The organism is Rhizobium indicum (assembly GCF_005862305.2).
In the GTDB taxonomy this organism is placed as follows: domain Bacteria; phylum Pseudomonadota; class Alphaproteobacteria; order Rhizobiales; family Rhizobiaceae; genus Rhizobium; species Rhizobium indicum.
The window spans coordinates 2,789,276-2,812,078 of sequence record NZ_CP054021.1 but is presented as its reverse complement, the minus strand read 5'-3'; the positions used below and the strand labels follow the sequence as shown (position 1 = coordinate 2,812,078).

Here is a 22,803-nt window from a genome sequence, read left to right as displayed (position 1 = left end):
CGAGACCTCATAAACCGAAAACGTGCATAACCGCTTACGATCGTGCAGGCAATATGCACGGTCACACGTTTTCTGACGTTCGGAAACAAAGCTCCACCACCAGAGCGAATATGCCCTATTGACCGGTCCGGGAGGCGGGAATATCGATTGATCGTTCCCGATTCCCGCCGGCATATCCGCCACCTGGTCCGTTCTCCCCGTGAAAAACTCCGTCAGCCTGGGCATCCTGCTCACGACCCTCGCCTATATGGCGTTCACCTTCCATGATGCGATCATCAAAATCCTGACGGTTAGCATTCCGGTCTGGCAGATCCTGTTTTTCCGCAGCCTCACGATCCTCGTCGGTTGTCTCGCTTATGGCCGCGGCAAGCTCGTCCAACAGACGCTGAGGTCGCCGATCATCAAGCCGATGATTGCGCGCAGTGTGCTTCTGCTCTGCGCCTGGCTTTCCTATTATTCCGCCGCAAGCCACCTGCAGCTTGCCGAAGTGACCACGCTTTATTACGCCGCACCTGTCGTCGGCACCTTGCTTGCCTGGTTCATCCTGAAGGAGAAGGTCACGCCGGCGCGCTGGCTGGCCGTTGGCGTCGGCTTCGTCGGCGTCCTCATTGCCTGCAATCCGATCGGCCTCACCATCTCCTGGCCGGTCTACCTGGCGCTGCAGGCGGCCGTGCTCTGGGCCTCTGCCATGGTGCTGCTGCGCAAGACCTCGCTGCATGAGAAGACGATTATCCAGCTCACCGTTTCCAACGTCTTTTTCCTTGCCATGACCGGCGTTGCCGTGATCTGGACATGGCAGACCCCCGATATGACGCAGCTCGCGCTCCTCATCGCCACCGGCATCGTTGCCGGCTGCGCGCAGTTCGCCCTTTTCGAAGGCATGCGTCAGGCGCCCGTCTCCGTGCTTGCGCCATTCGAATATAGCTCTCTCATCTGGGCCTTCCTCTTGGGTTATCTAATCTGGGCCGATATCCCCACGCACAATGTGGTCGTCGGCGCGGCGATGATCCTCGGCGCCGGATTGATCATCATCGTCAGCGAAAAACTGCGCCGCCGCATCACCGCCTGATGCCTGTTTCTGCGGGATTCATGGTTCGAGCGGCCGTTTGAGAAAAATATTTGCAGTTGCTGCTTTTATTCGCAGTTTTCTACGCTTCCGGCGCCATAATTTTCTGCCAACTATCCCCATCCGATAACAACCTCCCAAGGATGGATGAAACAATGAACTGGTTGAAAACCGTCGCCGCCGCTGCCCTCATTCAGGCCGCGGCCCTCCTGCCTGCCCATGCCGGTGAAAACCTCGCCGCCATCAAATCGGCCGGCGTCTTCAAGATCGGCACCGAAGGCACCTATGCGCCCTTCACCTATCATGACGAAAGCGGCAAGCTCGTCGGCTTCGACGTCGAGATCGGCGAAGCGATCGCCGCCAAGCTCGGCGTCAAAGCCGAGTTCGTCGAAGGCAAGTGGGATGGCCTGATCGCCGGCCTCGATGCCAAGCGCTACGACACCGTCATCAACCAGGTCGGCATCACCGAAACCCGCAAGCAGAAATACGATTTCTCCGAGCCCTATATCGCCTCCAAGGCCGTATTGATCGCCCGCGACGGCGACGACAGCATCAAGTCTTTCGCCGACCTGAAGGGCAAGAAGTCCGCCCAGTCGCTGACCAGCAACTTCGGCAAGCTCGCAACCGAAGCCGGCGCCGAGCTCGTCGGCACCGACGGTTTCGATCAGTCGATCCAGCTGGTGTTGACCAAGCGCGCCGACGCCACGATCAACGACAGCCTCTCCTTCCTCGATTTCAAGAAGCACAAGCCGGACGCACCGGTGAAGATCGTCGCCGAGCAGGAAAATGCCGATTACTCCGGCATCATCATCCGCAAGAACGAGCCGGAGCTTCTCGCCGAAATCAACAAGGCGCTTGCCGACATCAAGGCCGACGGCACCTACAAGAAGATCGCCGACAAGTATTTCGGCCAGGACGTTTCCAAGTAAGTTAAACTGAAGAAAAGTCCCCTCCCCAACTCCTCCCCACAAGGGGGAGGGGCTTCGCCGGCGGGCCGCCTCATCTCCAAATAAACGTTTCGGCCTGCCGCTCGGTCGCTATTTCTCGCGAGGCGGCACCTAGATAAGTCCCTCCCTCTTGTGGGGAGGGGTTGGGGAGGGGTATTTCGAGATATCGCGACCCAACCGACGAGAGGGAACTCCCTTGGCGCACTGGCTCCAACTGATGGCGGAATCACTCCCCTCGCTCCTCTGGGCGGGGCTGATCTTCACCATTCCGCTGACCCTGCTATCCTTCGTCTTCGGCCTGGCGCTTGGGCTCGCCACCGCGATCGCCCGGCTCTTCGGGCCGATGCCGCTTTCGGCCGTCGCGCGCTTCTATGTCTGGGTCATCCGCGGCACGCCGCTACTCGTACAGCTCTTCGTCATCTTCTACGGCCTGCCGAGCCTCGGCATCCTGCTCGATGCCTTTCCGGCCGCCCTCATCGGCTTCACGCTGAATATCGGCGCCTATAGCTCCGAGATCATCCGCGCCGTCATTTCCTCGGTGCCGAAGGGCCAGTGGGAAGCCGCCTATTCGATCGGCATGAGCTGGCGCCAGGCGATGAGCCGCACCATCCTGCCGCAGGCGGCTCGCGTCGCCGTGCCGCCTTTGTCGAACACTTTCATCTCGCTGGTCAAAGACACCTCGCTTGCTGCGGCCATCACCGTGCCTGAGCTTTTCCAGGCAGCACAGCGCATCGTCGCCACCACCTATGAGCCGCTGATCCTCTATATCGAGGCGGCGCTGGTCTATCTCGTCCTGAGCTCCGTCCTCTCGCAGCTGCAGGTGCGGCTGGAACGCCGCTTCGCGCGTTATGGCGGCATGCTGGAGGCAAATGCATGATCGAGCTTTCCAACATCGAAAAGCGCTTCGGCGACGCCGTCATCCTCAAGGATATCAGTATCCGTATCCCCGAAGGCAGTGTCACCGCGCTGGTCGGGCCTTCCGGCGGCGGCAAGAGTACACTGCTGCGCTGCATCAACCTGCTCGAAATTCCGACCGCCGGCTCCATCCGCCTCGGAGAGGAGAAGCTGGCCTTTGCACCGGGCAAACGAACGAGCTGGCCGGCGATCCAGAAGATCCGCCGCCAGACCGGCATGGTCTTCCAGAATTTCCAGCTCTTCCCGCATCAGACCGCGATCGAGAATGTCATGGAAGGCCTGGTGACGGTGCTGAGATGGCCGAAAGAAAAAGCTCGCGAGCGTGCGATGGAATTGCTGACCAAGGTCGGCATGACCCACAAGGCCGATGCCTGGCCTTCGACATTGTCGGGCGGCCAGCAGCAGCGCGTCGCGATCGCCCGCGCGCTGGCGCCGTCGCCGCGCGTGCTTCTGTGCGACGAGCCGACATCCGCCCTCGATCCCGAGCTTTCGGCCGAAGTGGTCGATGTGCTGGGCAAGCTTGCCAGCGAAGGCACGACGATGGTGATGGCGACCCACGATCTCCGGCTCGCCTCGAAGATCGCCAATGACGTGGTTTTCCTGGAAGCCGGCAGCGTGGTGGAAACGGGCAGCGCCAGAGCAATCTTCAGTGCGCCGGAGCGCGAACGCACCAAACGTTTCATCTCGACGATCAACGCCGCCCATACTTACGATATTTGAGCCAATGCCGGGATGCGAACATCCCGGCATGGCTGGAACTCCAATCAGGAGGCCGTGACGACCGAGCGCGCCGCCTTCAGCGCATTGCCCCACCAGGTGAGCTGGTCGAGCTGGTTCTTCGCGGCTTCGTTGAGATGCGCGTAATCGCTGAGGCTCTTGCCTTCCTTGAGGACGCCGAGATATTCGCCAAGCGCGATATGCACGCCCGTTTTCACCAAAGCCGCACCCATTTCCACGAAGATCAGCCGGAGATGCTCGACCGCACGTGCGCCGCCGACGCCGCCGTAACCGACGAAACCGACCGGCTTGTGGATGAACTCGCCGAGGTCGATGGCGTTCTTCAGAACCGCCGTCGGAGCGTGATTGTACTCGGCAACGGTGAAAATGAAGCCGTCGAATTCACGCAGCTTCTTTTTCCAGCGCTCTGCCGTCTCGCTTTCAGCGGTCGTGGCACGCTGCTCACCGAAAAAATGCATGGGGTATTCGAGCAGGTCGAGAACCTCGACCTCGATGTCCTGGCGCTCTGCGGCGATAGCGGCAATCCACTTGGCCGGATGCTCGGCAAAACGGCCAATACGCGTGCTGCCGACGATGACGGCAATCTTCAACTTGCTCATGGATATCATTTCCTGATTGGTCTTGGGGGCGAATGGTGGGAGCGCAAGTTTATGAGAAAGCCTCCGCGCCGGGCAAGGCGCGAAGGCTTCGGAAAATCAGCTTTTTGACAGGCCGATCATACACAATCGAGTGAAGGGAGCCCGCTCGCAAAGTCGGCTGACGGACGCCTTTGCGAAGACGGCAGCCCTTCAGCCTGCGTAGACGACGAGCAGGTCCTTGGCATCGATCTGATCGCCGGCCCGCACCAGTACTTCGGAAATCGTGCCATCCTTTTCCGCGTGCAGCGCCGTTTCCATCTTCATCGCCTCGATCGAGACGAGCACGTCACCGGCATTGACGGCCTGGCCGGGTGAGACGAAGACACGGCTGATGACACCCGGCATCGGCGCGCCGACATGAACGGCATTGCCTGGTTCGGCCTTGCGGCGGACGGCGGCACCCGTCGCCCCATGGGCCCGGTCCGGCACCTTGATGCGGCGCGGCTGGCCGTTGAGCTCGAAGAAGATGGTCACCATGCCCTGGCTGTCGGTGGCGCTCATCGCCTGGTTGACGATGACGAGCGTCTTGCCGCGCTCGATGTCGGCAAACAGCTCCTCGCCATCCTTGAGACCGTAGAAATAGGCGGGCGTCGGCAGCACCGAGACCGGGCCGTAGGTATCGGAGGCGAGCGCGAAGTCGGTGAAGACCTTCGGATACATCAGGTAGGACGCGAATTCGAAGTCGCTGACCTCGCGCTCGAGTTTCGTCTCGATGACTTTACGTTCCGCATCGAGATCGGCCTCCTTGAGCAGCGAGCCGGGGCGCACGGTATAGGGCTTGTCGCCCTTCAGCGCCTTCTTCTGCAGCGCTTCGGGCCATCCTGACGGCGGCTGGCCGAGATCGCCCTTCAGCATCGAGACCACCGATTCCGGGAAGGAGACTTCCTTGTCGGGGCTGACGACGTCGGCGACCGTCAGATCCTGGGACACCATCATCAGCGCCATGTCGCCGACGACCTTGGAAGACGGCGTCACCTTGACGATATCACCGAACATCTGGTTGGCGTCGGCATAGGCCTGCGCCACCCGATGCCAGCGGGTCTCGAGGCCGAGCGAGCGGGCCTGTTCCTTGAGGTTGGTGAACTGGCCACCCGGCATTTCGTGCAGATAGACTTCGGATGCCGGACCCTTCAGATCGCTTTCGAAGGCGGCATATTGGTTACGCGCCGCTTCCCAATAGAAGGAGATACGGCGGATCCATTCCGGATCGAGGCCCGGATCACGCTCCGTACCGCGCAACGCCTCGACGATCGAACCGAGACAGGGCTGCGAGGTATTGCCGGAAAGCGCGTCCATGGCCGCATCGACAGCATCGACGCCGGCATCGACAGCGGCAAGAACGGTCGCGGCCGCAATACCCGATGTATCATGCGTGTGGAAATGGATCGGCAGGCTGGTCGCCTCGCGCAGCGCCTTGAACAGAACCTTCGCAGCCGCAGGCTTGAGAAGGCCCGCCATATCCTTGAGCGCGATGATATGCGCGCCTGCCTTCTCGAGCTCGACCGCAAGGTCGGTGTAGTATTTCAGATCGTATTTCGGACGGGCCGAGTTCAGGATATCGCCGGTATAGCAGATCGCCGCCTCGCAGAGCTTGTTCTCTTCGGCAATGGCATCCATCGAGACACGCATGTTCTCGACCCAGTTCAGGCAATCGAACACGCGGAAGAGATCGATGCCGCCTCTGGCCGCCTGGCGGACGAAATATTTGACGACATTGTCGGGATAATTGGTATAGCCGACGCCGTTGGCGCCGCGCAGCAGCATCTGCAGCAGAAGGTTCGGCGCGCCCTCGCGGATCAGCGCCAGGCGCTCCCACGGGTCCTCGGTCAGAAAGCGCATGGAGACGTCAAAGGTCGCGCCGCCCCAGCATTCGAGCGACAGAAGGTTCGGCAGCGCATGCGCATAGGTGTCGGCAATGCGGGCGATGTCATAGGTGCGCATGCGGGTGGCGAGCAGCGACTGGTGGCCATCACGCATCGTTGTGTCGGTCAAAAGCACGCGCTTTTCGTTGCGCATCCATTCGCCGAATTTCTTCGGGCCGAGCGTGTCGAGAAGCTGCTTCGTTCCATCCTTGACCGCATTGCCGTTGGCGTAGGGAACCACCGGCTCGGCAGCGTTTTCCAGCGGCCTCGGCCTATCCTTGGCCTCGGGATGGCCATTGACGGTGACGTCGGCGAGATAGGTCAGGAGCTTCGTGGCGCGATCCTGGCGCTTGACCTGCTGGAAGAGTTCCGGCGTCGTATCGATGAAGCGTGTCGTGTAGCTGTTATCCCGGAATTTCGGATGGCCGATAATCGCTTCGAGGAAGGTCAGGTTGGTTGCCACGCCGCGAATACGGAATTCGCGCAGCGCCCGGTCCATGCGGGCGATCGCTTCGGACGGATTGGGCGCCCATGCCGTGACCTTAACGAGAAGCGGATCATAAAAGCGGGTGATGATCGCACCTGAATAGGAGGTGCCGCCATCGAGGCGGATGCCGAAACCGGACGCCGAGCGATAGGCGGTGATGCGGCCGTAATCCGGAATGAAATTATGCTCCGGATCTTCCGTGGTGATGCGGCACTGCAGCGCATGACCGTTGAGACGGATATCTTCCTGGCGCGGCACGCCCGATTCCGGCGTGCCGATCGCAAAGCCGTCGAGGATGTGGATCTGCGCCTTGACGATGTCGATGCCGGTGACAACTTCGGTCACCGTATGCTCGACCTGGATACGCGGATTGACTTCGATGAAGTAAAATTTGCCGGTATCGGCATCCATCAGATATTCGACGGTACCGGCGCCGACATAATTGGTCGCAGCCGCGATCTTCAGCGAATAGGCGGCGAGTTCCTGGCGTTGCGCCTCCGAGAGATAGGGCGCCGGCGCGCGCTCGACGACCTTCTGGTTGCGACGCTGGATCGAGCAGTCACGCTCGAAGAGATGCACGACATTGCCATGCGTATCGCCGAGAACCTGGCTTTCGACATGGCGGGCGCGCTCGACGAGCTTTTCCAGATAGACCTCGTCCTTGCCGAAGGCCGCCATCGCCTCGCGTTTGGCTTCCGTCACCTCGCGGGCGAGATCCTTTGGATCGCGGATCGCGCGCATGCCGCGCCCGCCGCCGCCCCAGGAGGCCTTCAGCATGACGGGGTAGCCAATCCCCTCCGCCATCTTCGCCACTTCGGCCATGTCCTCCGGCAGCGGCCCGGTGGCCGGCACCACGGGAACGCCGACCGAGATCGCCAGGTTGCGCGCCGCAACCTTATTGCCGAGCTGGCGCATCGTATCGGCCCTCGGGCCGATGAAAATGATGCCGGCCTTGTTGCAGGCATCGACGAATTCGGGGCTTTCCGACAGCAGGCCGTAGCCGGGATGGATGGCATCGGCGCCGGAGAGTTTCGCAACGCGGATCACCTCCTCGATCGATAGATAGCTCTCGATCGGGCCCATGTCCTTGGAAAGATGCGGGCCGCGGCCGACCTGGTAGCTCTCGTCCGCCTTGAAGCGGTGCAGCGCCAGCTTGTCCTCTTCCGCCCAGATCGCCACGGTTTTTATTCCAAGCTCGTTGGCCGCGCGGAACACGCGGATGGCAATTTCAGAACGATTGGCAACGAGAATCTTGGAAATGGGCAAAACGGTCTCCTCAGACGTTCAGACACGGGAATGCTGCACCCGCGAAGGAAATTCTTAACTTCTTGTCACAGAAAGTTCAATTTATCTTGCGACTGCGAAATGCAATTTTTCGACATGCTGAAGCAATTCCAGGAAAAGCGCCAAGCGGTTTGCGTCCGGAGTTGCGTAAAAAATAAAAGCACAGCGGTTTCGCTTCGATGAGAAGCGGAATTGCTCTAACTTATCAGGCCATGACGGAAGGCAAGCGCTACCGCCTGCTGCCTGTTTTTCGCCTTCAGCTTGTCCTGCAAGCCGTTCATATACCAGTCGACGGTGTGGTTTGAGATCTTCAGCATCTTGCTGATCTCCATCGAAGTCATGCCTTCGGCGAGATAATGCAGGATTTCCATCTCGCGCCGCGTCAGCGGCGTGTCGGCCGGCAGCACGGTTTCCAGTGCCTGCGCCTCGCCTTTCAGATCGAGCAACCGCCAGAAGGCCTTGCGCGCCACCGCCTCCAGCAATGCGATTTCCACCGGCGACAGCTCGATCGGCTTGCCGGCGAGACTAAGGCTGGCGAGAATGCCGTTGCGTCCGTGGATGGGAAAGATGTAGCCATCCTCCAACCCGTGCCCGAAGGCATCGACCATCATCTGCTCCATGCGGCGATTATAGGCGTCCTTGCGGAATGCCGCCATCGCCTCCCGCCAGCGGAAAGGCCGCTGCGCATGAGCGAGATAGCGCACCATCGGATCGATCAGAGCATATTTTTTCGCGGTATATATCTGCGGCCATTGTTCCGGCCAGCGGCCGGCAAGCGCCGCAGCCCAAGGCTCCGGATTCTGCTGCATCGGGGTCTGCGGCAAATGGCGTGGCAGACCGTAATATTCGAAGCCACAACCGTGGAGGATCTGCTCCAGTTCGGTGACGACAGCTTCAGGATTTGAGCATTCTTCCAGAATTACAAGCAATTGAATTAACGAATTAATATTCACAAAATGCCCCTTGCCCGGACCTGATGCCCGCATGAGGCCGTCGGCGGCTGGTCAATCTGGTCGCGAAACGGTCTTCAATAAATGCAGTCTGTAACTTAATGCTGCGCTAAACATTTAATAAAATGCAAGCGCAAATTGTCGCGAGATATAGCCGAACGGCAATTTCGGCGCCATGGCCATCTCGTCGCGTCCTGCAATAGTACGATCGTATCAATCATCACATCGGTTGAAGCCTGAATACTCCGTTAATCGCCCGTTCAGGTAGCCTTTTGTAGCATCGCATCATCCCGTTTTCGCAGATGCACAAGAGGTTCGACGTGACGCTATTTAAGGTCTATGCAAGAGCTCTGCGCTATCTTGGCGCCTACAAGCTGCGCGTATCCCTGGTCGTTGTCGCAAACATTGTTCTTGCGACGATCACTATCGCGGAGCCGATCCTGTTCGGTCGTATCATCGATGCGATTTCGGGCAAGGGTGAGGTCAAGCCCATCCTCTTCATGTGGGCGACTTTCGCCGTCTTCAACACCATTGCCTTCGTTCTGGTGGCCCGCGAGGCCGACCGGCTAGCCCATGGCCGGCGGGCGACGCTGTTGACGGAAGCCTTCGGCCGCATCATTTCCATGCCGCTTGGCTGGCACCATCAGCGCGGCACCTCCAACGCGCTGCATACATTGCTGCGCGCCTGCGAAACGCTGTTCGGCCTCTGGCTGGAATTCATGCGCAACCACCTGTCGACGGTTATCGCGCTTGCCCTTCTGATACCGACCGCAATGGCGATGGACATGCGCCTTTCCGCCGTGCTCATGGTGCTTGCCATCGCCTACTGGCTGATCGGCCGCGTCGTCATGAGCCGCACCAAGGACGGTCAGGCTTCGGTCGAGAACCATTATCACACCGTCTTTTCGCATGTCAGCGACTCGATCAGCAACGTTTCGGTCCTGCACAGCTATAACCGCATCGAGGCCGAAACCAGGGCGCTGAAATCCTTTGCCGACCGTCTGCTCGAAGCCCAGTATCCGGTGCTCGACTGGTGGGCGATCGCCAGCGCACTGAACCGCATGGCGTCGACCATCGCGATGATGGTGGTCCTGATCATCGGCACCATGCTCGTCCAGGCCGGCCAGCTGCGCGTCGGCGACGTCATCGCCTTCATCGGCTTTGCCAATCTCCTGATCGGCCGTCTCGACCTGATGCGCCAGTTCGCCACGCAGATTTTCGAGGCCCGTTCTAAGCTTGAGGAATTCTATGCGCTGGAAGACTCGGTGCGTGAACGTGAAGAGCCTGCCGGCAACGGCGAGATCAAGGACGTTAAGGGTGCGATCGAATTCCGCGACGTCTCCTTCGGTTTTGGCAACAGCTCGCAGGGCCTGCACAATGTCTCCTTCTCGGTGAAGGCAGGCCAGACGGTCGCGATCGTCGGCCCGACCGGCGCCGGCAAGACGACACTCGTCAACCTGCTGCAGCGTGTCTACGACGCCCAGGGCGGCAAGATCCTCGTCGACGGCACCGATATCACCAAGGTGACCCGCAAGTCGCTGCGTCGCCACATCGCCACCGTCTTCCAGGATGCGGGCCTGCTGAACCGTTCGATCAGCGACAATATCCGCCTTGGCCGCGAGGGCGCCAGCGAGGAAGACATGCGCCGTGCGGCCGAAGCCGCCGCCGCCGCCGACTTCATCGAGACGCGTGAGGATCGCTACGATACGCATGTCGGCGAACGCGGCAACAAGCTCTCCGGCGGCGAGCGCCAGCGCATCGCGATTGCCCGCGCCATCCTCAAGGACGCGCCAATCCTGGTGCTCGACGAGGCGACCTCGGCGCTCGACGTCGAAACCGAAAACCGCGTCAAGGCCGCAATCGACAATCTGCGCCAGAACCGCACCACCTTCATCATCGCCCACCGCCTGTCGACGGTCCGCGAAGCCGATATGGTGCTCTTCCTGGATGACGGCCGCGTCGTCGAACAGGGCAGCTTCGACGAACTCAGCCACAGCAACGGCCGCTTCGCCGCCCTGCTGCGCGCCAGCGGCATCCTGACGGACGAAGAAGTCCGCAAGGCCCATACCACCGAAGCCGCCTGATCGATTCAGGTTTCCAGATAAAGGCCGGAAGGGTGACGCCCTTCCGGCCTTTTTGTTTGCTCTCCGACTGAGGACCGATCGATATTCAAGATTCGCAAATCGGTTGATCACTGATTCATAGGGTACTGCAGCACGGGGCCTTTGATGGGAGTGAAGCGATACGGTTGAACGAGGCGCAATGGTCGAGAATTGCGCCTTTGTTGCCAGACAAAGCCAGCGATCCCGGTCGGATAGGGGGATAGCCGGTCCTTTGTGATCGGATGTTTGTGGATCCTGCGCTCGGGCGCGCACTCGCAGGGCATGCCGGAGCGCTACGGCAAGTGGAAGGCGGTCCAACCGCCGGTTCAGTCGCTGATACCACGCCGGAGTAGGGGAGAGGGCCCTTGATGCCCTCACTGACCGGACAATAGGTACTTAATGATCGACAGCACCATCGTGCGCACCCATCAACAGGCGGCAAGTGGAAAAGGGGCAAAGGATCAGGCGCTGGGGCGTTCCAGAGGTGGACTGACGACAAGGCCCATATGCGATCCGCTCCCTGCGCTTTGCGCGCAACGATCGCGAAGATGGGGCCGAGGTGGGTCATACCCTCAAACCGTTGGCGAAAACCAAGCGACGGTATCGCACCTGCCGGGCATCTCTCTGCCAAACGATGCCGACCGCGCGAGAAATCATCACAGAAGTGTCAGGCATGTCTCCGAACATCTCTTGGCTATATCTCCGGACTTTACACAAGGAGGGAGATGAGATGCCGCGCGGGCTTCCCACCGCGATAGCATTTGGCTGGGTCAGGCCTTCCTGGCGTTTGGTGTTTTGCGTCAGAGCAAGCCTCCTGCCGATCACCCTCCTTGCGGGACATGCCGCGCGGAGCAAAGGAGGATCGCCGTAAGATACGGTGTCTCCACACCTGTCCACATAATTGATCGCCGCGCTGATCCCCGCTATCCTTTCCCATCATGGAGTACTTCGGGAGCGAACCCATGAAGGTCCTGCGCATCGTCGCCAATATCCAGGCAGCGGATATCACCCCGGCCCGGCGCTTCTATCAGGATATCCTCGGTCTTGACGTCATCATGGATCACGGGTGGATCACGACGTTCGGCGCGGCGCGCTCGATGAACGTTCAGCTCAGCATCGCCAGTGAAGGCGGTTCCGGAACGGAGGTGCCCGACCTCTCGATCGAAGTCGATGACCTCGATGCTGCTTTCGCGGCGATGTCGGCCTCAGGCTTCCCGATCGAGTACGGCCCGGCCGACGAGCCTTGGGGCGTCAGGCGCTTTTATGTGCGCGATCCCTTCGGCAAGCTGGTGAACATCCTCGTCCATAAAAATTGAGCCGGCGGCCATCGGCCACCGGCTCCTTCATGTCGGGAAAAATCCGAGCCCTATTTCCGATCGTTCCGGCGATAGGCATTTGCCGTTCCGCCAATGCGGACCCGAACGGGGATGGTGGCGGTATCGGTGACAAGTTTCCCCTTGACCTTGCCCTGCTGGCGTTTGCGCTCGAGATAATAGGCATAGGCGAATTGTATCGCGATCCCTGCAATCACGAAGAGCGGACCGACCAGTTGGTCCTTGTTGGTGATGTAGAGCACCACCTGGCCGATCATGGCGAGGATCGTGCCGGCGACGAAGATGTTCAGCGAATGGCGGCCGAGGATCGTCAGCGGATGGTCCACAGGACGGCGCAGGATACGCGAGAGCGCGGGGATGCTGATAACGAGATAGGTCAGCGCCAGCACATGCAGCAGCCGCGGCAGCGACAGGAAGGTCTTGTCGAAACCGGTGATAACAGTCGGCAGGCCGAGTGCTGCCAGCGAGTTGCCGAAAATCCAGAGATGGCCGGTCACCCAGACGAAGGACAGCACGACGTAACCGGCAGCGGCCGTCAGCAGCAGCGGATGCTGCGGGATCGTGCCGCCGCGCTTGATATGCAGCATCGAGACGATGCCGATCGAAAATAGGAACTGCCAGGAGAGCGGATTGAGGAACCAGTAGCTCTCGATCAGCATGTTGTGCGGCGCCACTTCATAGATGCCCGCAAGCAGCCAGACCGTGGCCGATACGCCGAGCGCCAGCCAAGGGCTGCGCGCATTTAAGAGCAGGATAATAGGCACCATCAGCATCAGCGCGCCGTACATCGGCAGGATATTGTTGTAGCCGATCTGGTGGCCGAGCAGGAGCAGTGCCGGAATGCCTTCCTTTAGGTTCATCAGAACCGCCAGGATATTGATTTCAACCAGCAATCCCGGCCGATGGAACAGCCATGCACCGCAGATGAAGAGCGCCAGCGTCATGAAGGTGGTGATCATATGGGCGAGATAGAGCGTAAAGGCGCGCTTTACCGCCTTGATCGCCACCGTCAGCCGGTTGCCTGGCTGGAAGCGGGACCCATAGGCAAGGCCGACGGCAATGCCCGAGATCAGCACGAAGGCTTCGGCGGCATCGGAGAAACCGAAATTCTTCGTCGTCACATATTCGAAGATCTGTCCGGGAACATGATTGATGAAGATCATGATCAGCGCCACGCCGCGCAAGACGTCGAGCCTCGTGTCACGCACTGGCGCAGCTGCGGATAGGGAACTGCGCCCCGTGACGATGGCTTCGGTCGGCGTGCTTGCCATGGGTTTCTCCTTATTATCCGATTTGCAAACGCGACGACGGCCAAAAGGGTTCCCTTTTTGGCCGTCGCGAATCGCCGTGTTTTTCAGCGTGGAGAACGCTGTTATCCGAGCGGATATCCCTCTTCGGGATCGGTGACTTCGCAGCCGTTGATTGACAGAGTGTAGCCGCTGTCATTGGACGCTTTTGAGACCGAAATGCGGTATTTGCCGCCGCCTTGCTCCACCTCTGCCGCAAAACCGTCCCATTCCGACGGGAGCGACGGGCGCACATAGAGCCGGCCGTCCTGCAGCCGGATGCCGAGGATGCCCTCGACGGCGGCACGGTAGAGCCAGCCGGCAGACCCGGTATACCAGGTCCAGCCGCCGCGCGACGTATAGGGATCATGGCCGTAGACGTCAGCCGCGACGACATAGGGTTCGACGCGGTATTGCTCCGCTGAAGCCTTGTCGAGCGAGTGGGTGATCGGATTGAGGATCTGGAAACAGCGGAAAGCATCGTCGCCCCGCTTCAGCTCCGCCAGCGCCATCACCACCCAGGTTGCGGCATGGGTATATTGCCCACCATTTTCGCGCACACCCGGCGGATAGGCCTTGATATAGCCGGGATCCCTAGCGGAATTGATGAAAGGTGGCGTGAACAGCCGGATGATCCGGGCATCCTCGTCGACCAGCTGATCGAGCACGGCCTCCATTGCCGTGACGGCGCGGGCCGGATCGCCCTCGCCCGACAGCACGCTCCAGGACTGCGCGATCGAATCGATCCGGCATTCCGGACTTTCCCTGGAGCCCAGCAGTGCACCGTCGTCGAACGTGCCGCGGCGATAGTAGCCGCCATCCCAGGCCGCTGTTTCGAGCGCCTTCTTCAGCTCGGTGAGATGCGCCGACCAGCGCTCTGCCCGGACCGTGTCGCCGCGCTCTTCGGCATAGGGAATGAAGGAGCGCAAGGCGCCCGCCAGGAACCAGCCGAGCCAGACGCTGGTGCCGCGCCCACCGATGCCGACGCGGTTCATGCCGTCGTTCCAGTCGCCGCCAAGGAATAGCGGCAGGCCGTTTTCCCCCTTGCGGGCGATGGCGAGATCGAGCGCCAGCGCCGCGTGTTCGTAGACGCTCGCCTTGTCCTCGGAAATTTCCGGCTTGTAGAAGGAGTCGTGCTGGCCTTCGAGCAGTGCCGGCCCTTCCAGGAAGGCGATCTCCTCGTCGAGCACGTCCTTGTCGCCGGTAACGCTGCAATAGTGATGGATTGCATAGCTGAGCCAGACGACGTCGTCCGAGATCAGCGTGCGCACGCCGGCACCCGTTCCCGGCAGCCACCAATGCTGGACATCGCCTTCGCGGAATTGCCGCGAAGCGGCATTCAGGATCTGCCGGCGGGCAAGCGAGGGTTCGTGCAACACGAAGGCCAGCGTGTCCTGCAGCTGATCGCGGAAGCCGAAGGCTCCGCTTGCCTGGTAGAAGGCGGTGCGCGCCATGATGCGGCAGCCGAGGCTCTGATACGGCAGCCAGGTATTGACGAGATTGTTCATCCCACGATCCGGCGTCGATATCTGCAGCCTGCCGGTGAAGTCTTGCCAGAAGGCGCGGTTCGCCTCGACGGCATCGTCGAACGAAGCCTTGCGGATATCGGCGATGACGGCGCGCGCTTCTTCTTCCGTTGGCGTATCGCCGAGGAAGAAGGTGAAGTGGCGCTCCTCGCCGGCGCCGAGCTCGATGTCGATCGCAAGCGCCGCGGCCGGATCACCGTCGAGATCGGTCGTACCGGAAAGGGCAGCGGCGGAGGTGACGGCCTGCGGCGTCTGGATCGTTCCCGCCTTGCCGATGAATTCGCGCCGGCTTGCCGAGAAGCTCGAAAGCGTCTCGCTCGCCGCGAAAAAGGCGGTGCGGTTGGAAAAATCGATGCTGTAGGGATTGGTGGCAAACAGCGCCCCCGTCTCCTCGTCATGGCTCGACAGGATGAAAGGCACCGTGCGGGCCGGATTGCTGCCGAGGACCCATTCGACATAACCGTAGAGACGCAGCTTACGGCTAGCCGAACCGGTATTGCGCAAGCGCAGGCGCTGCAGTTTCACCGGCTTTTCGCGGTCGATCGTCTGTGTCAGCTCGAGCGCGATATCGTGCTGAACGCTGGAGAAGACGGAATAACCGAGCCCGTGGCGGGCTTCGAAGCGGATGTCCGGGCGGCGGGAAAGCGCTGCAAACGGCGTCATGACGGCACCGCTGTCCAGATCGGTGAGATAGAATGCCTCGCCCGAACGGTTGACCACGGCATCGTTCGACCAGGAGGTCAGCTGATAGTCGCGCGAATTGGCGCTCCAGGTGAAGCCTGAGCCCTCGGCCGACACATGGAAGCCGAACTTGTCATTGGAGATGACATTGATCCAGGGCTGCGGCGTCGCATGACCTCCAGGCAGCCGAACGACATATTCGCGCCCGTCGCGGGCAAAGCCGCCGATGCCGTTCCAGAAGTCGAGATCGCCTTCCTCCTCGATGACGACGGCCGGCACGACAGCTGGCGGCACCGGCGCGATACGCTTGACGGGGGCTTTGTTGCGCTCGGCCCGTTCCATCTCCTGCAGCTCCTCCTTGGAGGGTACAAACAGCGCGACAGCGCGGTTGATCTGATCGACCACCTTGCCGTTCTTGGTATGCAGCGTGACGCGGGAAGCCGCGATCAGCGCATGATAGGTGGCTTCCTCCATCAGGTCCTTGCGAACCGCAAAGATATGCTGGCGCAACCCGTCGGCCTGGCCCATGCGGCGCACGTTTTCGCACATGGCGTCGAGCGCATGCTGCATATCTTGCGCATAGGACGAAGCGCGTTCGTTCATGATCACCAGATCGGCGGTGACGCCGCGCGAACGCAGATATTCCTGCGCCAGCAGCGCCTCGCGGGCGATGTCGAGATCCATGTCGTCGTTGATGCGCAGCGTGAAGATCGGGAAGTCGCCGGAGATTGCCAGCGGCCAGAGCGCTGATTGCGACTGCAGGCCGGCCTCGACGGTCGCCTCGTCCTTGCGCAGCTGCATGTCGGGATAGACGAGGTAGCGTCCGAGATGCTGGAAGGCCGCCGCCTGCTGGGAGGTGACGCCGACATGGCGCATCTGCACCTGCGTGCGTGTCCAGGCCTGGACGAGCTCGTGGGTGAAGGCATCGGGATGACGGTAGCGATTAACCGCCTTGTCGACTTCCTCGCGGCTTGGCGCCGCAATCGTCCAAAAGATCACGCTGACTTTCTTGCCGGCCGGTACGCGGACGGTGCGGCGCAGCGACATCACGGCATCAAGCATGAAGCCGTCGCTGCCGGAAAGCGTGGCACCCGGATCGAAGGCCGCCGCATCGGCAAGACTGCGGCCACGGCCGATGAACTTGCGCCGGTCGGTCTCGAATTCGGTATGGCGGGTGTCGCCGGCATTGTCGACGATCAGATGCGCGATGCTGATGTTCGGCTCGTTCGGATCGCGCTTGTTGCGTTCGGCGCGGATGACGTCGCCGCGCTTGCCGATCTCTGTCTTGACGAACATGCGGGCGAATGCCGGATGCGCATTGTCGGTATCGTCGGAGGTGATCACCGGTTCGAGATAGGAGGTGACCTCGATGAAACGGTCTTCCGTGCCCATGTTGAGCAGGGTGACGCGGCGGGCCTCGGCATCATGCTCGGTCGCGACGATGCACTCCACCTCGCTTGTGAGGTCGCCGACCATCTTGGTGAACTGCGCCTTCTCGTCGGCGAATTCGACCTTGATCTTTTCGCCTTCGACGCCCTTCGGCTCTGATGTCGCCGACCACCATTCATTGGTGGCGGTATCGCGCAGGAAGATGAAACTGCCCCAGCGGTCTTCAGTCGGATCAGGCTTCCAACGGGAAACGGAAAGATTGTTCCAGCGGGAATAACCGGCGCCCGTCGCCGTCAGCATCACCGAATAATGACCGTTCGACAGGAACACGAGTTCGCGGTCGCGGGAAGCCGGATCGCTGATCTTCCTGAGCTCCGGCCGTAGGAGATCGTCCTGGATGCTGGCGGGCGTGTCGGACTCGTGCTTGCCGCTCATGACGGGAATGTCGCGCGGCGCCTTTTCCTGCAGCAGCAGTTCCGCCGCCTCGATGACGGGATCGGCGTGAAAGAGCTCGCGCAGATGACCGTTGAAGGCGACGTTGGCGACCGCCGCGATCGACATGCCGTGATGGTGGGCATAATAATTGTAGACCACCGCGCATTTCTTGCCTTCCGGCACGCGCGTCGGCGTGAAGTCGACGGCGTCGTGGAAGCCGAACTTGCCGAGTGCACCGACCTTGCGCAGCCTCTGCAGGTTTTCCAGCGCGGCCGGCGGGTCGTACTGGGCGGCGAGCAGCGAGGCGTAGGGCGCGATGACGGCGTTGTGGCCGAGACCGCGCTTCAGGCCGAGCGTCGGCACGCCGAAATTCGTGTACTGATAGTTGAGGTTATGGTCGCGGGCATTGAAGGCCGCTTCCGAAATGCCCCACGGAATACCGAGCTTGCGGGCGTAGTTCATCTGCTCGACGACGACCAGATTGTTCGTCTGGTTGAGAATCCCCCCACCGCGCTCCTGCATGACGAGCGGCGGCATCAGATATTCGAACATCGAGCCGGACCAGGAAACCAGCGCGCCGCGCGACCCCACAGGCACGACCTGACGGCCGAGGCGGTACCAGTGTTCCGTCGGCAGATCGCCCTTGGCGATGCCGAAGAGGCTGGTCAGGCGGCATTCCGAGGCGAGAAGGTCATAGCAGGCCTGGTCGAGTTCACCGCTTTCGACGCGATAGCCGATCGACAGCAGACGCCGCTCTGGCCGGAACAGGAAGCCGAAATCCATCGAGAAGGCGAGATCGCGCGCCTTGTCGCGCAGCGCCACCAGCCGCGGCCTCAGCGCATCGACCTTGGAAAGATCGAAGGTGCTGTCGGAAATATGCGCCTCGCAGACCTTCACCAGCGATGCCGCCCACAAGGTGACCTCTTCGCTCTGCTTCGACTTGACCTCATGGTCGAGATTGGCGGCGAGCTTCTCGATGTCACGCGCGAGAACGGCGAGGTTGATGATACGGATGGAGGCGAATTCGTGCTCGCGCTTGACGGCGGCAAGCGCGTTCTGGAAACCGACAATGCGCTCCTCCAGGCGTCGGCGCAGCGGGCGCACGGTCTTGCGATCGTCGGGCAGGTCCGCCAGCACTTCGCCGAGAATGCCGGCCGTGTCGCCAACGCCGTCGAGATTGCCCTGCATATGAGCGGACGGCGCCTCGGCCCAGTTGCGGCAGGCCGATGAAATGGCGATCAGATGGCCGGCGAGATTGCCGCTGTCGACGGCCGAGACATAACGAGGACCAAGCGTCTGCAGCGTATCGGTGTGGTACCAGTTGAACAGGTGACCGCGGAATTTCTCCATTTTGTCGATCGTCGCGATCGTCTGCTCCAGCCGCTCGAGCGTCTCCTCGAAGGAGAACCAGCCGAAATGCCGGCCGGAGACGACGGAAAGCAGATAAACGCCGATATTGGTCGGCGAGGTGCGCGCCGCAACGATCACATGCGGCGTTTCCTGGATATTGTCCGGCGGCAGATAGTTCTGCTCGGCCGTCGTGAAGGTCTCGAAATAGCGCCAGGTGCGCCGGGCGATCTTGCGCAGTTCGCTCGACACGGAATCGGCAACCTCGAGCCGGTCCTCGGTCTCCGCCGACTGGCTGACATACCAGGCGACAACCGGCGATAATATCCACAGCAGCGCGAAGGGAATGCCGACGAGGAAGGCGTTGTCGCCGGGAAGGGCTGCGAAACCGAGTGCCAGCAGAGCCAGCGCCGGTGCATGCCACATCGCCTTGTAGTAGGAGATCAACGTGCCCTGGCCGCCGGCCTGAACGCTGGCGGCGGTCCGCCATTGCAGCATCAGCTTGCGGCTGACGAACAGGCGGTAGAGCGAACGGCCGATCGCATCCGCCATCATGCAAGCCGAATCGGCGATGAAGACGATGCGCAGCGCAACCTGCGCATTGGCGGCCGTGATATCGGCCCAGACCGTATAGAGATGAGCGCGGGCAATGATATCGCTGGTGCGCGGGATGATGCCGTTTATGAGCGACAGTGTCGGCGCGACGAAGAGGCAGAAGATCAGCAGAATCTGCCAGATGAGCGCGCCGAGCGGCCCCATGAAATACCAGCCGAGCACCGAGGCGAAGAACCAGGCGATCGGCGTCAGCGAGCGGCGCAGATTGTCGAACATCTTCCAGCGGCCGAGTGCCGTGACGCCGTATTTCGGATTGAACATGTAGGGGAGAAGCTGCCAGTCGCCACGCGCCCAGCGATGCTGGCGCGAGGTTTCCACCTCATAGCGGATCGGGAAATCCTCCACCAGTTCGAGATCTGTGACGAGCGCGCAACGCGCCATCGAACCTTCGAGAAGATCGTGGCTGAGCACGGAGTTCTCGTCGATCCGGCCCTTCAGCGACGCTTCGAAGGCATCGACATGGTAAAGGCCCTTGCCGGTGAAGGTGCCTTCGCCGGCGAGATCCTGATAGACGTCGGAAACGGTGAAGACATAAGGATCGAGGCCGCGGTTGATCGAAAAGACGCGCTGGAAGACCGACGCGTCCTTGCCCGTCGTCAGCGACGGGGTGACACGCGGCTGCAGCACGCCATAGCCACTTTCGACGCGGCCGGTTTTCGGGTTGATGACCGGGCGGTTGATCGGATGATAGAGCTTGCCGACGAGCTTGGTGACGGCATCGCGCATCAGGCGCGTATCGGCATCGAGCGTCATGACATATTGCACATTGGCCGGCACGGTATTGGCGCCCGGCAGGTAGGTCGTGTCGCGGTCGCCGCGCAGAAGCATGTTCAGCTCATGCAGCTTGCCGCGCTTGCGTTCCCAGCCCATCCAGACGCCTTCCGAGGGATTGTAGAGGCGGCGGCGATGCAACAGATAGAAACGCGTCTTGCCGTCATAGGCATAACGAGCGGAGAGATTGGCGATTTCGCGCCTGGCATAATCGAGAACCTCGAGATCGGCAGGCGTTTCCTCGACGTCGCTGTCTGGCCAGTCGCTCAGCATCGCGAAATAGATCTCGCCGCGCGGATTGGCGAGATAATGGACCTCGAGATTGCGTACGTGGTCGTCGACACTGTCGCGGTTCGAGATCAGGCAGGGCACGACGAGCAGCGTGCGCGCATCTTCCGGAATGCCTTCCTTGAACTCGTAACCGACGAGGCGCGCCGGCGTCACGAAGAAGGACAGCAAGGTGTTGAAGAGGCCTGTCGCCCCTTCCGACGCCGGCACCGAGAACATGATCAGCAGCAGGGCGATTTCGACCGCACCCATGCCGGCATTCGCCATGAACTTGCCGACGATCGCCATGGCGATAACCGTCAGCAGCATGACGGGCACGGCAATCGCCAGCCAGTTGAACCGGCGCACAGCGCGCACGAAATGCTGGGTGACCGTCGGGCGATAATTCGCCCGCGCCTCGAGCTTCGGCCGCTGCGCGCCCGACAGGAAGCCGCCGACATTCGGCTCATGCGGCTGCGGCTCGTCGGAGGCCTTGGCGGCATCGGTCATGTCGAGCGCCAGCTGGGCGATTTCCATTTCCGACAGCGGCGAGCGCTTGGCCAGCTTCTCGATCTGCTTGCGATATTTGTTGCGCGAGCCGGAATCGAGGATGCCGTAATCCGAATGCTCCCAGAGCAGCTTGTCGACATGGCTGACCTGCTCGACCCAGACCGACCATTCGGCATCATCGATCTCGCGAAGGCTGCGGATGATGTTGCCCATCGTCACGTTGCCAGAAGAGAGCCGGCTGTGTTCGGCCGTGGTCGCCTCTTCGGTGTTGCGGCCGAGCTCTTCCAACCGCTCGTCAAGCCAGGTGATCGCCAGGCTCGACGTCTGCGAGCCGTCGCGCAAGCGATAGAGGAACTGCGTCGAGAAGGTATTGTCCTCGGCAAGCGGTTCCAGCGTCTTCAGATAGGCGGCCGCCCCGGCCGGATCGGTCAGGCGCACCAATTCGTCGGCCGCCTCGTTGGCGCGGCGGCGCAGCCGGCGGCTGGCTTCGACGCGGCTCGAAATACGGCGAAGGTTTTCCACGAGCACGTAGCGCACGAGAGAGGGCAACGCCCAGAGTTCGCCGATCCTCAGCGTCTCGCTGGCCTGGAAGCCGTCGACCAGCGCCGTCAGACTTTCCTGCGAGATCGTGCTGTGGGTATGGGCGACATAGAGCCAGGCAAGTACGAGGGTGCGCGGCACCTCGACGCCGCCGACGACCATGGTCGGCAATTCGCGATAGAATCGCCGGGGGAAGTCGCGCCGCACCTCCTGGATCGCCTCTTCGACGATATAGTGATTATCCAGCAGCCATTCTGCCGCCGGCGTGATCGTCTCGCCGGCCTCGACGTCGGTCGCCGTGGTCCGGTAGACGCGCAGGATTTCCTTCTCGTTTTCCTTATGGCGCGCAAAGAAATCGAAGGGGGCGAAAGCCGGCAGCTGGTCGACGCCGTTGCGGGCGACCGCATCGCCCATCGCCTTGATGTCCTCGATCGACAGATAGGTCGAACGGATCGAACCGTTGTGATCGATCTGCTTCATATCGGGTTCGCGCGGAAGGCTCGGAGAAAGATGAGAAATAGACATGGGTTCGGTTCTGGATCCAAACGAAGTTATGGCTGTTTTGCTCAGCCTTTTGCACTGCTTATCATGACTGCTACATGAACGGGGCCCTATTCTTCAAAGATCGATGAAGCCGGGGTGAACGACACTCGGGCCAAGCAATACAAACGGGCTACGCCCTGATCAGGACGTGACCCGACGGGATCAAGACCATCGATACCCTCTGCGCGAAAGCCATGTCGAAAATTTGGACACCCTCGGGAAAATTCAAGTCAAGAGACATGCGCCGCGGCCCGGCGAGCTTGTCTGGGCGGTGGAAATAACGAAAATGCCGGCACCTGGTTCCGACAAGGCAAGAGCTCTTCGATTTCAGAAAAACGAAAGACGCATGAGCGCCTGACCATGCGTGGCGGCGGTTTGGACGGCTTGTGACCCACGCCGCTTCCGTTTGAGATCAAGATCGCTCGGGCGTGTTTTGGATGGCGTGAAAAAAAGTACGGAAGAATGATGGGGATCGGAATGCCGATCGCCATGCCAAAATGCCTCTCGTGACCATTCTCCCTTTGACATTCGAGTGCCAGGAGAATGCCGAGACAAATTAAATGTTCCGAA

11 protein-coding genes and 1 pseudogene are annotated in these 22,803 nt (G+C 61.1%); 7 read left to right on the top strand and 5 right to left on the bottom strand.

Going from position 1 to position 22,803, the window contains the following annotated elements; translation table 11 throughout:
- The first annotated feature begins 199 nt into the window (after positions 1-199).
- The 4 genes from FFM53_RS13825 (at position 200) to FFM53_RS13810 (ending at position 3,648) form a co-directional block, all read left to right on the top strand.
- Complete coding sequence (locus tag FFM53_RS13825; RefSeq protein WP_138389389.1) at positions 200-1,069, top strand: DMT family transporter; 870 nt, start codon at positions 200-202, stop codon at positions 1,067-1,069.
- A gap of 152 nt (positions 1,070-1,221) precedes the next feature.
- Positions 1,222-1,995, top strand: a complete 774-nt coding sequence (locus FFM53_RS13820; RefSeq protein ID WP_131663109.1) for an amino acid ABC transporter substrate-binding protein — start codon at positions 1,222-1,224, stop codon at positions 1,993-1,995.
- Positions 1,996-2,209: 214 nt separating this feature from the next.
- Positions 2,210-2,890: an amino acid ABC transporter permease gene (locus tag FFM53_RS13815; RefSeq protein WP_138389388.1), complete on the top strand. Its 681-nt coding sequence runs from the start codon at positions 2,210-2,212 to the stop codon at positions 2,888-2,890.
- Complete coding sequence (locus tag FFM53_RS13810; RefSeq protein ID WP_138331910.1) at positions 2,887-3,648, top strand: amino acid ABC transporter ATP-binding protein; 762 nt, start codon at positions 2,887-2,889, stop codon at positions 3,646-3,648. The genes FFM53_RS13815 and FFM53_RS13810 overlap by 4 nt, the downstream gene beginning before the upstream one ends.
- Positions 3,649-3,692: 44 nt before the next feature.
- Here FFM53_RS13810 and FFM53_RS13805 read toward each other — a convergent pair whose 3' ends face one another.
- The 3 genes from FFM53_RS13805 to FFM53_RS13795 all read right to left on the bottom strand — a co-directional run bounded on the left by FFM53_RS13805 (position 3,693) and on the right by FFM53_RS13795 (position 8,890).
- Positions 3,693-4,265: an NADPH-dependent FMN reductase gene (locus FFM53_RS13805; RefSeq protein WP_138389387.1), complete on the bottom strand. Its 573-nt coding sequence runs from the start codon at positions 4,263-4,265 to the stop codon at positions 3,693-3,695.
- A 189-nt stretch (positions 4,266-4,454) separates the two neighbouring features.
- Positions 4,455-7,919 (bottom strand): pyruvate carboxylase, encoded by a 3,465-nt coding sequence (pyc, locus tag FFM53_RS13800; RefSeq protein WP_138389386.1) that lies wholly within the window; start codon positions 7,917-7,919, stop codon positions 4,455-4,457.
- Positions 7,920-8,134: 215 nt separating this feature from the next.
- Positions 8,135-8,890, bottom strand: a complete 756-nt coding sequence (locus FFM53_RS13795) for a helix-turn-helix transcriptional regulator (protein WP_138389385.1) — start codon at positions 8,888-8,890, stop codon at positions 8,135-8,137.
- Between the two features lie 317 nt (positions 8,891-9,207).
- On the opposite strand from FFM53_RS13795, the gene FFM53_RS13790 reads away from it, so the two are divergent.
- The 3 genes and pseudogenes from FFM53_RS13790 to FFM53_RS13785 all read left to right on the top strand — a co-directional run bounded on the left by FFM53_RS13790 (position 9,208) and on the right by FFM53_RS13785 (position 12,305).
- Positions 9,208-10,971, top strand: a complete 1,764-nt coding sequence (locus FFM53_RS13790) for a glucan ABC transporter ATP-binding protein/ permease (RefSeq protein ID WP_138331914.1) — start codon at positions 9,208-9,210, stop codon at positions 10,969-10,971.
- 158 nt (positions 10,972-11,129) lie between these two features.
- Positions 11,130-11,490 (top strand): annotated as a pseudogene (locus tag FFM53_RS36315) (transposase); the annotation flags it as partial.
- A gap of 461 nt (positions 11,491-11,951) precedes the next feature.
- The gene (locus FFM53_RS13785; protein WP_138331916.1) at positions 11,952-12,305 is read left to right on the top strand and encodes a VOC family protein; all 354 of its coding nucleotides are present in this window, start codon (positions 11,952-11,954) and stop codon (positions 12,303-12,305) included.
- 50 nt (positions 12,306-12,355) lie between these two features.
- Here FFM53_RS13785 and FFM53_RS13780 read toward each other — a convergent pair whose 3' ends face one another.
- Both FFM53_RS13780 and FFM53_RS13775 read right to left on the bottom strand, forming a co-directional pair.
- Positions 12,356-13,594 (bottom strand): OpgC family protein, encoded by a 1,239-nt coding sequence (locus tag FFM53_RS13780; protein ID WP_138389383.1) that lies wholly within the window; start codon positions 13,592-13,594, stop codon positions 12,356-12,358.
- 101 nt (positions 13,595-13,695) lie between these two features.
- Positions 13,696-22,215 carry a glycoside hydrolase family 94 protein gene (locus FFM53_RS13775; protein WP_138389382.1) on the bottom strand — a complete coding sequence of 2,840 codons (8,520 nt, stop codon included), beginning with the start codon at positions 22,213-22,215 and terminating at the stop codon, positions 13,696-13,698.
- Between the last annotated feature and the right edge of the window lie 588 nt (positions 22,216-22,803).

What these genes read in the sequence shown, in the direction of transcription:
- FFM53_RS13820 (WP_131663109.1), top strand. Translation starts at nt 1,222, where the DNA reads ATGAACTGGTTGAAAACCGTCGCCGCCGCTGCCCTCATTCAGGCCGCG.
- FFM53_RS13810 (WP_138331910.1), top strand. Translation starts at nt 2,887, where the DNA reads ATGATCGAGCTTTCCAACATCGAAAAGCGCTTCGGCGACGCCGTCATC.
- FFM53_RS13805 (WP_138389387.1), bottom strand. Translation starts at nt 4,265, where the DNA reads ATGAGCAAGTTGAAGATTGCCGTCATCGTCGGCAGCACGCGTATTGGC.
- FFM53_RS13785 (WP_138331916.1), top strand. Translation starts at nt 11,952, where the DNA reads ATGAAGGTCCTGCGCATCGTCGCCAATATCCAGGCAGCGGATATCACC.
- FFM53_RS13780 (WP_138389383.1), bottom strand. Translation starts at nt 13,594, where the DNA reads ATGGCAAGCACGCCGACCGAAGCCATCGTCACGGGGCGCAGTTCCCTA.
- FFM53_RS13775 (WP_138389382.1), bottom strand. Translation starts at nt 22,215, where the DNA reads ATGTCTATTTCTCATCTTTCTCCGAGCCTTCCGCGCGAACCCGATATG.